General features: G+C 54.0%; 10 protein-coding genes and 1 pseudogene. 3 read left to right on the forward strand and 8 right to left on the reverse strand.

The features are described from left to right. Window positions 1-152: 152 nt before the first annotated feature. Both JIN95_RS06630 and JIN95_RS06635 read right to left on the reverse strand, forming a co-directional pair. Window positions 153-803 carry a hypothetical protein gene (locus tag JIN95_RS06630; RefSeq protein ID WP_200530888.1) on the reverse strand — a complete coding sequence of 217 codons (651 nt, stop codon included), beginning with the start codon at window positions 801-803 and terminating at the stop codon, window positions 153-155. Window positions 804-1,141: 338 nt separating this feature from the next. Further along, on the reverse strand, window positions 1,142-2,152 hold the full coding sequence (locus tag JIN95_RS06635; protein ID WP_200530890.1) for a site-specific integrase: 1,011 nt from the start codon (window positions 2,150-2,152) through the stop codon (window positions 1,142-1,144). A gap of 269 nt (window positions 2,153-2,421) precedes the next feature. Here JIN95_RS06635 and JIN95_RS06640 point away from each other — a divergent pair, with 269 nt between their 5' ends. After that, the gene (locus JIN95_RS06640; RefSeq protein WP_095636967.1) at window positions 2,422-3,459 is read left to right on the forward strand and encodes a restriction endonuclease; all 1,038 of its coding nucleotides are present in this window, start codon (window positions 2,422-2,424) and stop codon (window positions 3,457-3,459) included. Window positions 3,460-3,474: 15 nt separating this feature from the next. On the opposite strand, the gene JIN95_RS06645 is transcribed toward JIN95_RS06640, so the two are convergent. Together JIN95_RS06645 and JIN95_RS06650 are read right to left on the reverse strand one after the other, a co-directional pair. Continuing rightward, window positions 3,475-4,344 carry a DNA adenine methylase gene (locus JIN95_RS06645; RefSeq protein WP_095636966.1) on the reverse strand — a complete coding sequence of 290 codons (870 nt, stop codon included), beginning with the start codon at window positions 4,342-4,344 and terminating at the stop codon, window positions 3,475-3,477. A 274-nt stretch (window positions 4,345-4,618) separates the two neighbouring features. Further along, the gene (locus JIN95_RS06650) at window positions 4,619-5,443 is read right to left on the reverse strand and encodes an IS5 family transposase (protein ID WP_050034033.1); all 825 of its coding nucleotides are present in this window, start codon (window positions 5,441-5,443) and stop codon (window positions 4,619-4,621) included. Window positions 5,444-5,724: 281 nt separating this feature from the next. On the opposite strand from JIN95_RS06650, the gene JIN95_RS06655 reads away from it, so the two are divergent. Then, window positions 5,725-6,675, forward strand: coding sequence for an HTH domain-containing protein (locus JIN95_RS06655; RefSeq protein ID WP_234699170.1), 951 nt, complete (start codon window positions 5,725-5,727; stop codon window positions 6,673-6,675). Next, entirely contained in the window at window positions 6,672-7,517 is an 846-nt protein-coding gene (locus tag JIN95_RS06660; RefSeq protein ID WP_200530892.1) for a hypothetical protein, read from the forward strand. Before JIN95_RS06655 ends, JIN95_RS06660 begins: the two co-directional genes overlap by 4 nt. A gap of 70 nt (window positions 7,518-7,587) precedes the next feature. Here JIN95_RS06660 and JIN95_RS06665 read toward each other — a convergent pair whose 3' ends face one another. From JIN95_RS06665 to JIN95_RS06680, 4 genes and pseudogenes are all read right to left on the reverse strand, one after another. Beyond that, on the reverse strand, window positions 7,588-8,598 hold the full coding sequence (locus JIN95_RS06665) for a tyrosine-type recombinase/integrase (protein ID WP_200530901.1): 1,011 nt from the start codon (window positions 8,596-8,598) through the stop codon (window positions 7,588-7,590). Between the two features lie 712 nt (window positions 8,599-9,310). Next, window positions 9,311-9,511, reverse strand: a pseudogene (locus JIN95_RS06670) (IS6 family transposase); the annotation flags it as partial. A 48-nt stretch (window positions 9,512-9,559) separates the two neighbouring features. Beyond that, complete coding sequence (locus JIN95_RS06675) at window positions 9,560-10,390, reverse strand: IS5 family transposase (RefSeq protein WP_200530903.1); 831 nt, start codon at window positions 10,388-10,390, stop codon at window positions 9,560-9,562. 66 nt (window positions 10,391-10,456) lie between these two features. Continuing rightward, on the reverse strand, window positions 10,457-10,897 hold the full coding sequence (locus JIN95_RS06680) for a DDE-type integrase/transposase/recombinase (protein WP_234699171.1): 441 nt from the start codon (window positions 10,895-10,897) through the stop codon (window positions 10,457-10,459). Window positions 10,898-11,014: the final 117 nt, after the last annotated feature.

Here is an 11,014-nt window from a genome sequence, read left to right on the forward strand (position 1 = left end):
ACGGGCCGACCAATCGGCCCCCTTACGGGGGACCTCTCGGACGGACCTCCTCAACCCGCATATTGTCGCAAGAAACACTTAAAGGAAGACAGGATTGAGCGATCGAGTGGTGAAACGGCAACAATCGCGGAGGATGGTGACTAGTGTTCGGATTACCGCAACGGCCGGTCTTCCCGCTCAAAGTAACCGATCTGCCTCAGTTCGCGCTTAACGAGCCGTGTGATAGTGTTTCGGTCCGTCTTCGGGAGGTCGTGCTGTTCACAGAGTGAATCGTACTGTGAGTCCTCCTCAAGCTTCGTCGGAAATTGGTCCGGATCAACGGTGGTGAGGTCAAGATCAGCAGGATCCTTTCCATTCAGAAAATATTGTTCTCTATCCCGGTCAACGACGACTCTGATCGTACAGAGAGCGACTTTCTCGATCCGTTTCTGTTGCCCGAAGCGGTTGAGATTCATACTTCCCATCGCGGAGATTGCCTGTTGTTGCTGATACTGTGTCACCTCAATCGACGAACAAAGAGACTGCGTGATCCGCTTTTTGTCGCGTGCGGCCTCTCGTGTGCTGTGGTTTCCCTCGGAATGATGTCGTCCTTCGTTGTGTCGAATGAGGCGTTCGATGTTGCCGTCCGCAGTTCCAATCCCGACTCGGGTTTCGCCGAATGGGTCATAGCCGGTTGGATAGGCATCCGGCTGGTGGTCACGCTGTCGCTTTATTGATGGTTTCGCGTCAGGCTGGTCGTCGACCGTCTGTTCATTATCTTGTTGCTCGGTGCCTTTGTCGGTTCGTATTCGTTCGATTGTCACCCACCACCGGATATCGCCTGTTACCAAGCAGAATGGAGCGTGGTGATTTAATCATTTTCCTGATATTCTGTGATGAAAATACGATTCCAAGATAATAACAACACTATCATAAAATCGGCTGTGTGGTCACTGTTTCGTAGTCAAGAAAAGCAACATTCCGTATCCACATAGGTATATCAAGAAGGATCTGCACCCATTCTCGGAGTCAATATTCGAAATCCTTTGGTATGCAAAGGATCTGTTATGATATTTATTTATGATTTATATACAGATGGTGATTGTAGTTATATTGAGTATCGCTGTGTCGGGGAGGTCAGCAACAAAAGTTTGGAATGCTTTTAGATGTCGTCGAGGTATCCCCTCCGTTGTTCCATCTTCTCTTTCTGCGAGCGCTGGTCGTAGTGCTGGTCGATGACGTCAGACGTCACGTTCGCCCGGTCGCCGACCACCGTCTCCGGTACGTCGCTCTGTAGGTAGTGTGTGATTGCGCCACGACGGAACGGATGCGGACTAACACTAGACGGGCACTTCGATGCCCCGCCCGTTTCTAGGGCTTCACAGTCAGCTGTGTCGCGGTCGTGCGGACACTCTTGGCCGTACTCACACGGACGGGTCATCTGGTAGCAGTACGTTCGGAGGGTAGTCTTCGCAACCCGTCCGTTTCTTGTCGTAAGAAGGGGGTTTCGACCGTGGTCGTCCGTAACTTCAGGCCGTTGTTCACGGATCCAGTCGTCGAGAACGAGACAGACCTCGCCTGAGACGGCGATGATTCGCTCGCCTTCTTGTTTGTTCTTGAGTGGCGTGTCGGTACTAGGTCGATGCCGGAGCCGGAGCGATTGCTCCTCTGGATCGTAGTCTTCCACGTCAAGCGCTCGTACAGAGCCCATCCGAAGCATCGTGTGCCACAGGAGCGTCGCAGTCACGTGATTGATTGAGGCGTACTCGTATCGCTCGAGAAACGCTAGCATCGCTTCGGCGTCGTCAGTTTCGAGCATCACATCGCGACTATTCTCCTGGGATGTGATGGCCGGCGAGAGAACCTTCTTATGGAGATTCTGTTCAACAGCGTCGATTGACTCCAGCCACTTAACGAAGACACGTACCGTGTCCATCTGCGTCTTCTCACTCACCTTGGTGAGGTCACCGACGTTGCGCCGCCAGAGTCGGAACTCCTGAAGTCTCCGCCCGGTCAGCTCGTTCAGATTCTCAATGTTACGTTCCTCACACCATCTGAGTAGGAAACTCAGACGCGATTTGTGAGAGACAACCGTCGCGTCCGCAACCGAGGTTTCTTTCTCTGCGATATACAGCTCGAGCGCCGTTTCGGGGTCGATTGATTCGAGTTCCATGGTTCGATCGGTCTCGAACCACACGAAGGGCCGGCCTTCGACACCCGTTCAGTGAATTACCAACTTTCTCATGCTGCTACCGCTATCCCGTCGCGCCCGTTCCTTCGCTTCGCTCAGTCACGGGCGCGACTGACCCTCGCTCGTTCGCTCCGCTCACTCGCGAGGGTCCCGTCGCGCCCTTGCGTTTTTGTGTGTTTAACGGTACCTGTCCGACCGTGATTCTGTCCCGCAAGAGGATTTTTGTTCAGCCGTGAAAACCTCAAAGTTGAATGAGAGCATCGACGGCGAAAGAGGAACTGCTCGATAAGGGGTTACAGATTGATCACGAGCAGTTTGAACAGCTCTGTAAAATGGTGATCGAGCGTGCAGAGCCGACTCGTGAGCTTGAGCTAACACCGTTCCGCGGCGATGGTGGGATCGATATTCACGCTGTCATCGATCGAGAACTGTTCCACGCGAGACTCGGTGTACAAGCAAAACAATACGCTATCGGGAACACCGTCGGCGCTCGAACTCTCCGCGGATTTAAAGGCGCACTCTCAGAGCAACAGTATCACATCGGGACGGTGATCACGACATCCTCGTTCACGTCTGGAGCCGAGACGAGCGCAGACCAAGATTTCATCCGATTGATCGACGGTGACCGGCTCACGGATATCATGATCGAGAGCAGTATCGGCGTCGTTACAGACGGCGAATCATACGAACTCGATCCCACGTTCTGGAGTGCGTTCGAGAAGCCGGAGCGCACCGACACGATCCCGTCGCTAGAGGTACCACAGGCTGACAACTTTGACGTGATACGCACCGTCATCCGAGCGGTAGATACGGGTTCGGATATCAAGCCCGATATCGCGGCATACGTTCAAAAACAGATGGATACAGATACGTTCGATCCACGGCAAGCAGATTATTACGGTATCGCCGCGTGGCTTCTCCAGTTTCTCCACAAAGAACAGGAGATCGAAATCGACAACCGCACCATCCGTCGTTGGGGACTCACTCGGCTCGGCGAGGAATACGTCACACATCTCGATCGTGGCAATCGAGAATCCGCGGATGACCTTCTCACACAGCAGATCCGTGATGTCGAGATCATTTCCCGCGTATACGCTCAGCTAGAAGCAGACGGTACGCTTTTCCGACATGATATTACGGAGATTCTCGCCGCCGAAACAGATCTCTCGGATTCAACTACTCGTCGACGCGCTCGAACCGTCGGGCAGTGGCTCGTCCGCCTCCCTGAGATCACTACAACCGGTCGAGGATCCGAGCAACAATACGTCCTATCTTCGACGCCACGTTAAGCGATCTTCGACGACTCATTCAGTAAAGTCAGAGAGAGTCTTTCGCCTTTGGTCATCCGGCGGAACGTTCGTGATGAGTACTTCCGAGACTTCCCCGCGACTGGTGGCATCACTATTTATCGCACGAGCGGCGTCTACGTAGCTGATCGAGAATACGTCGTGGTCTTCGTACAATTCCGTGACTGGGGGTGAATTCGAGAGGACCACGGAAACATTCATCTCGGTGAGTTCTATGACGATATCACGAAGTCGCCGTTGGTCCTCTCGGTCGAATCCGCCTGCCTGATATGAATTGAAATCCGCCGTTTTCGACACCGGTTCGTACGGCGGATCTAAATATACGAGATCACCAACTGAAGCCTCATCGACGACGTAGCTAAAATCCGTATTGAATACCGCCGTGTCTTGGAGAACACGTGATGCCTTCCGAATTCGCTGCTCTTGTATCCAATCTGGATTGGAATATCGTCCGAAAGAGACGTTGAATTCACCGTCACTGTTCTCTCGATACAATCCGTTGAAGCATGTCCGATTCAGGTATAATAGTAGGCTTGCCTCCCGAACTCGATCGTCCTGTGTGAGAGTCGACTGTGTAAGGAGCGCATTGAACTCGGAGCGAGCGTTGTAGTAGTATTCTTCCGTATGCTCATGCGTTTTGTTCTCGGTAATAAGGGCGTCCGGTTGGTCCCGAACGATCTCATAAAACGTTGTTAGCCGCGTGTTCAGATCGTTAATCGTTCCATCGTCAGGATCCTGATCGAAAAAGACAGCACCACCACCGACGAACGGCTCATGATACGCCTCATACGAGGTCGGAAACAACGCCGTGATTTCTGAGAGAAGCTGGCGCTTTCCACCCGCCCATTTCAATATCGGCTCCACCATTCAAGATAGAGTTCCTCGGTATTAGCAAAAAACTGTCTCGTTGGACTGCTCTCGTCTTCTGTCGTGTCTGGTAGAAGACTGTGTTCTCTCGTCCCCCAAACGCCTTCCTGATGAGTGGCGCCTTTCTGAGCCGTCGCCGTCCGTATACGACGACGGCGATCTCCGCGTTCTTCGAGTCAAATGGCCGTGAAGCCGATCTAGCTTCTCTGACCCGTTCACGAAGTCTCTCATAGCGCTGATTTAGATGCCGTGTTGAATAGGTGCTGAGTCACGGTTAGAGTGGCTTACAGAGCGGTTCTATGTTGGAGATGGCGAACATAAGGACAATTTCACGGAACTGCCGATACCAGCCCAGCGCTCGCACGGCATCGCCGAGCGAGCGCTTCGTCGTCGAATATGAAGTCTCGGCCATCCAGCGCTGAGAGTAGCCTTTTGCCCGGATGAGCGCGTTGTGTCCTAGCGTCAACGGCTTTGACCCACGCTGTAAGATGAGTGGCTCGACGCCAAGCGCGTAGAATTCGTACTTCGTGACCCAGTTGTGGAAGGCTTTGTCAGCAGCCACGGACAGCAGGTCGTCCGCGTTCCGGCGGACGACCTGCGGCCCGGTCTTCGTATCATGTTTCCACCGGGCAGAGATATGTACGTCAAGAACGGCAAGCGACTCTCTATCGGTTAGTGTCGTGACTTTCAGCGTTTGGACGTTACTTCCCGACCGCTGGCGATAGTATGACGAGGCCGAGCGGCGGTCAAAGAACGTGCTGTCGAGTGCTGCGTGGCCAGACTGCGGGTGCTGCTGCGCTGAAACGCGCAGCAGCGCCCGCCACACCCACATTTTCAGCCGATCAAACGATTTGTAGATGGTGCTGTAATCCGGTAGATTGTCCCGATCTAAGTCGAGTACATCACGAATCTCAGCCATGTAGTCCAGCCGATTCGGCGTTTCGCGGTAGCTGTGGTCTTCTTCGAGCCGAAAACAGTGCAGGACGACGTGCTTCCAGCGGGCGAACCCGCCGCTGGCGGGCTCGCCCGCGTGTTTCCCCAACGCTTGTTTGACTAGGTGCCGACACTGCTCAACGAAGTCGAGGAGATCGACTTCCATGGACAGAATCGATTACCTCGGCTTCGCCCTTCTACACCGTGATATAAGCCGATTAGATCGCTATTCAACACGGCAGATTTAGAGGGTACTGAATAAAATACTCTGAATAATCATATTCTGAAATATCATATTTCGGAGTACCGGTGATCGAGAATTCTTCTAAATCAAAATTAGAGTAGATCCGAGATTAGTCAGATACGGTGCCAATTATATTAGAAAATCTACCTTTCGTCTCAAATCGCAAAACTGTTTTATAATCTACTTGCGTTATTTGAGACAATATGATGTCGGAGAGTCACTTGCGGGTAATCTCTCAGCTCATAGATGGGGGTGACCCGGAAGTGAGTATCAGTACACTCGCTGACCAACTCGAGTGGAGTACCAGTCACGCCTCACGGGTTATCACCGAATTAGAAGCCTATGGCTGCGTCCAAACCAAACAAAGCGGTCGAGAAAAGCTGGTCTCTCTTACTGAAATCGAACCGATAGAGCAGCTCGAAGGACTCCTCACGGAATATCGCCATATGGACCTACCGGCGCTCATCGCCGGCTCCGGATTACAAATCCTCTATTATCTTGACCGAGGACGGACGGCTACCGAATTAGCCGAGCGAAGTGGCGTTAGTCGGGCAACAGTCTACCGCCGGTTAGACGATCTCCAGCTAGTCGGTGTCATCGGGAAATCGAAATCTCGGTATCGTCTCAACGAGCCATTCACCGTATTGGCCTCGATCGCACGAGGACTGTTCCATCAGAAGCATCGCCGTGAAACAAGAGAGCACGTCGTTGGACTCAATTTCCTCTGGGAAACACACGACGAGTATCTTTTTGCATGCGACAGCGACATCAGCACTGAAGGGTTTCATCTAACTGGACCAGCACTGTTCGGTGAGTTCGGCGTTCCACTGCTCACCCGCGACCGCCGCCACTACTTCCGGACAGATCGACTCACAGAGGTTGACCCTGTTGAGCTAGTATGCCATACTCTCTTAATCGATGATGGCTCTCGGTACCGAACGTACTGTCTGTTACTGATACAGAAACAGGATATCGATCGGCCGGAACTGCGAGAGCGCGCTGAACACTATCATCCTGAGGCGACGATCGATTTACGCACTATCGTCGACGGCCTCATTGAATACTTGGAAACCAGCGGAGAAACGACGGCTGAGCACCTCCCCGAATGGGAAGAGTTCAAGCAAACAGCTAGGGAGTATGAGGTCACTCTATGAGCTCTCGTGAACGATTCGGCCGTGGTTATATCGAGGCCGAACTTCAGAGGATCGCGGATCACCTCCAAACAGAGGTGGAGGCGTATCTCATCGGTGGTGGCGCGATGGCACTTCACCAGCCGTCTCTCAAGGACACGACCAAGGACATCGATCTCGTTGTTGTGGATGAGACGGCCCTCAGCCGCCTGATGGGCGTACTTGACGAGCTCGGCTATGAGGAGGTCACCGATCTCGGTGAGGAGTACGATCGGCTGGGCGCACGCCATTGCGTACGGAACGATGCCGGCTGTCAGTTCGACGTCTTTTATCGCCAGATCGCCGATAAGCTGTTCTTCAGCGACGGGATGCAAGCACGGAGCCAACAGTTTCTCTCGTCGGAGTACTTCTCCGTCGGCCTCGTCTCGTTTGAGGATATCTTCTTGTTCAAAGCCGTAGCAGAGCGCACGGACGACATCGGTGACATGGCTACGCTCGTCCAAACGGAACTCGACTTCGATGTCATATCAGACGAACTCGAACGCCAAGTAGAGCTCTTGGGCGGGGAGTTCTTCGTCACAGTTGTCTCTGCGTCTCTGGAGCGACTCGATGAGGCCGAGGGCATCCAAACGCCACTTGATGATGTCGTTCGGGAGTACTATCAGCGGTATATGGAAGGATACGAGCTCCGAATACAGTTGGACGAGGAAGAACCCAAATCCGTGAGCGAACTAGCTGCTGAGTTAGGTGTTTCAGAAGAGGAGATCGAACGTCGATATGAGTATCTCAGGGAGTACGGATTCGCTGAGCGAACTTCCGAGGGAATTCGAGACACTGGCAAGCACGACGAATTTACGCGATCGTAGGTATTGTCGATGTTGTTACCGACTACCCGCATCGGCTCGACGACGACAAGTGGCAGTCACTGAGTACGTCTTAGATGTTATCGAGGTACCCCCGTCGCTGCTCCATTTTCTCACGCTGACTCCGCCGGTCGTAGTGTTCGTCGAGAACACCTGCAGTCACGTTTGCACGGTCACTGACGATGTCTTTCGGAACATCACTGTTCAGATGGTGAGTGATGCCACCACGCCGAAGGGCGTGTGGACTGACGCTCGACGGACAGTCGAAGGCGGCGCTATACACCATCGCCTCGCAACTCTCCGGATCGCGGTCGTGTGGACACTCTCCAGTAGAAACACAGGGCCTTGTGTATCTGTAACAATCTCCTCGAAGCGTCGATCGGTGCGCACGCCCGTCTACTGTCGACACGAGTAGTCGCCTGCCGAATTCATCGTCGATGTCGGGCCTCCGATCTGCGATCCAGTCATCGAGAAGCTGGCACACGTCGTTCGATAACGCGATCAGTCGCTCGCCACCGGTTCCGTTCTTGATCGTCGTTCCCTCCCCAGGTCGATGGACGACAGCGATGTACTGCGCATCCGGGTCGTAGTCGTCGACGTCCAGCGAGTGGACTGCACCGGTCCGCATCATCGTGTGCCACATCAGCGTGAGAACGACGTGAGGACGCGAGGCATACTCGTACTTCGAGAGGTGGTCGAGAACCTCCTCAGCACGATCGGACTCGAGCATCACGTCGCGGACGTTCTGCCCGTCTCGCAACACGGGCGACCGCACCTTCGTGTGGAGGTCGTCGACGACGGCGTCGATGCTCTCGAGCCATTTCACGAAGACGCGGAGCGTGTCCATCTGCGTCTTCTCGCTAGCGGGTGCGAGGTCACCGTCACGACGTCGCCAGAGGCGGTACTCGTGTAGCGTCCGTCCGCTGAGCACGTTCAGATTGTCTATCTCTTCCTCACCACACCAGCGAACGAAGTGACCGAGGCGAGAGCTGTGCGAGTACAGCGTTGCCTTGGAGACCTCGGCTTCCCGATCGGCGAGGTACAGTTCCACGGCTGTTTCCGGGTCGATTGGTTCGAGACTCATCGCTCTTGGGTGCGCGAATCGTAGTCAGAACCCCGATCTGAAGTCCCCGATTTCGGTCGGTACAGGCCCGAAAGGACGATCCGTTCTCAGTGTGAACTCGCGCCCGTCGCGCCCTCGCGATCGTCGATTTCTCACCGTGAGCGCGGCGTACGGCGCTCCGCGGATCGCGGACCGTCGCGGGCGAGTCGGGTTCGGAACCGGTGGCGCGGCTGCAACGGTTCTGGACGGATGCGAGTCTCGATCCGGAGCGACTGCAAGAAGCGGTGACGCACTCCCGCGACGAAGCGGGATCGACGATCCGGCCGGCGTGAGGCGCGTGGACGGGTGGTTGGATCCGCCGGTACGCGATCTCTCGTTGAGTGGCAACGCTGCCTCGATCCGCTTTCTGTGGTCGCTTTCACCGTGATCGGACCTATTGACTAGTGAGTGATGACGATTTTGACCGCAACACAAGCGTTGATCCCCGCTCGATGAGCTTGGTATCACCGTCGAATTGACACTGGGTGGTTGGTTGACGATTAGGTGTGTGGCGAAGGCCACAGTAGCTAAGATACCCATCAATTCGCGTGGAGTGCTGTGTCGGTTGTTAGTCAAAATGAATAACCTATATGTTACAAAAAACACAAACTAAAATATGGCTACACAAGCACTCCTTACATTTACTTCACTAGTCCTTCTCGTAATAGTGCAAATAGGGGGTAGATCGGTCGTGTTAACTTAAGCATCGGTTCCAGCAGACGGCGAAGGCTCGGAGCCATGATTCTGCCGCCGTCGGCTCCGCATTTCTAAACGTATTTGAAAATGAAGAAGTTCGTCGTTTTATTTCTCGAAAGACACGTTCGATGGCATTCCGATTTCCATGACGAGTGATTTGAAATCGAAGTGAGGTTCGTGAGAGTGCTGCTGTGAGGTGTCCGCCAGCATCAACGGGCTGTGTTGAATCGCTGTAAGGCGTAGAGATTCACTGTTTGACGAAGCGCTTGATGTTGTAGACCATACACATCAGAGCGATCTCACGGAACTCGCGGAACCACGACCGCGCTCGCACGGCGAAGCCGAGCGAGCGCTTGACAGCCGAGTTCACGGTTTCGGTCATAGAGCGCTGGTTGTAGCGGTTATCGTCGATTCTGGCGTTGTGTGCGTGGTCGTACGGTGCGAAGATGCGGTGTTTGATCAGCGGTCTGATCCCGAGATCGCGTAATCCTTCGCGGAGCGATTGCTTGTCGTAGCCCTTATCAGCAGCGAGAGACCGCAGATCGCCCGCGTTCCGGCGGGCGATCTGCTCAGCGAGATCTGCGTCACTTCCTTCTCGGTTGGTTGAGCAGTGAACGTCAAGGACAGCTTGAGACGCTGTATCGACGAGTTTCGTGACTTTCAGCTTCTGAACGTGGTAGCTGATTCGCTGGCAGTAGTGGCGGCTCGCTGCTGAGCGTTCGTAGAACGTGGCGTCGATCGCGGCGTGTTCGGAGAGATCGTGCAGCTGCGCCGACTGGCGCAGCAGCACTCGACAGACGCTCATACTAATCCGGTCGAACGCTTTACACAACGTAGACGGCACGGGGAGATCGGCCGCATCAAGGCCGATCTCCCCGATTATTTGTGGCATCTCTTTGAGTAGGTCGATCGTCATCCGATAGGATGTGTCGAGGTAAATTCGCAGACAGTGGAGGGAAACGAGTGCGTAGTCGGCGAATCCGCCGCCGCCTTCCGGGGCGGCGGATTCGCCTCCATCGCCAGTAACTCTTTGAGCAACCGGCACAACTTCCCCAATGAAGCGGGAGATTTGTGTCATAGGCAACCGAATCTTCCCGCTTCAACGCCTTTGATTTAGCGACCTACCCTGCCGCTGTATGGCGATTCAACACAGCCCATCAACGAGAAATAGCGCGTCCTCAACGTGGTGTTTCTCTCTGAGATCGCGGAGAAACACCAACGTAAATTGTTGATTTTGGACGGGGAATACGTCAACGTGAAGGAATTCGTTTGTCTGAGGATCGACGGCGGCATACAGCCAGTATCTGTCCGAATCGATCTGAATCGCAGTTTCATCGACCGCAACGCGATTCGGGCTCGTACCGTCAACTGGCTGTAAATCGGCCTTTTGAATCCAGTTGTGAATTGCTGTTCGACTCCGCTCGACACCCAACCTTTCAAGATATTGTTTGGTATTCGAAAGTGATAGTCCAGCAAGGTGGAGTTGAATACCGGTTTCAATGATCTCGTGGGGTGTCCGCTCACGCTCCACAAACTCCAAGTCGATCCAATCAGTAGAGCCGCCGAGGCGGTTGGATTCGGACATAGACCATTCGAAATACCGACCGCCTCGTTCTTAACTTAACATCGCCGGGTAGATCCTCAAAGATAGACATACGTTCAATTTCGCAGAGATCCAGAAATGGATATAATCTGGTACCGT

This window comes from Halorubrum sp. LN27 (genome assembly GCF_016635065.1).
Taxonomy (GTDB): Archaea; Halobacteriota; Halobacteria; order Halobacteriales; family Haloferacaceae; genus Halorubrum; species Halorubrum salipaludis.

Bases quoted from the DNA above. Each gene is read 5' to 3' on its own strand.
- JIN95_RS06650 (WP_050034033.1), bottom strand. From the start codon at position 5,443: ATGGAAGTCGATCTCCTCGACTTCGTTGAGCAGTGTCGGCACCTAGTC.
- JIN95_RS06665 (WP_200530901.1), bottom strand. From the start codon at position 8,598: ATGAGTCTCGAACCAATCGACCCGGAAACAGCCGTGGAACTGTACCTC.
- JIN95_RS06635 (WP_200530890.1), bottom strand. From the start codon at position 2,152: ATGGAACTCGAATCAATCGACCCCGAAACGGCGCTCGAGCTGTATATC.
- JIN95_RS06680 (WP_234699171.1), bottom strand. From the start codon at position 10,897: ATGTCCGAATCCAACCGCCTCGGCGGCTCTACTGATTGGATCGACTTG.
- JIN95_RS06675 (WP_200530903.1), bottom strand. From the start codon at position 10,390: ATGACACAAATCTCCCGCTTCATTGGGGAAGTTGTGCCGGTTGCTCAA.
- JIN95_RS06640 (WP_095636967.1), top strand. From the start codon at position 2,422: ATGAGAGCATCGACGGCGAAAGAGGAACTGCTCGATAAGGGGTTACAG.
- JIN95_RS06645 (WP_095636966.1), bottom strand. From the start codon at position 4,344: ATGGTGGAGCCGATATTGAAATGGGCGGGTGGAAAGCGCCAGCTTCTC.
- JIN95_RS06655 (WP_234699170.1), top strand. From the start codon at position 5,725: ATGATGTCGGAGAGTCACTTGCGGGTAATCTCTCAGCTCATAGATGGG.
- JIN95_RS06660 (WP_200530892.1), top strand. From the start codon at position 6,672: ATGAGCTCTCGTGAACGATTCGGCCGTGGTTATATCGAGGCCGAACTT.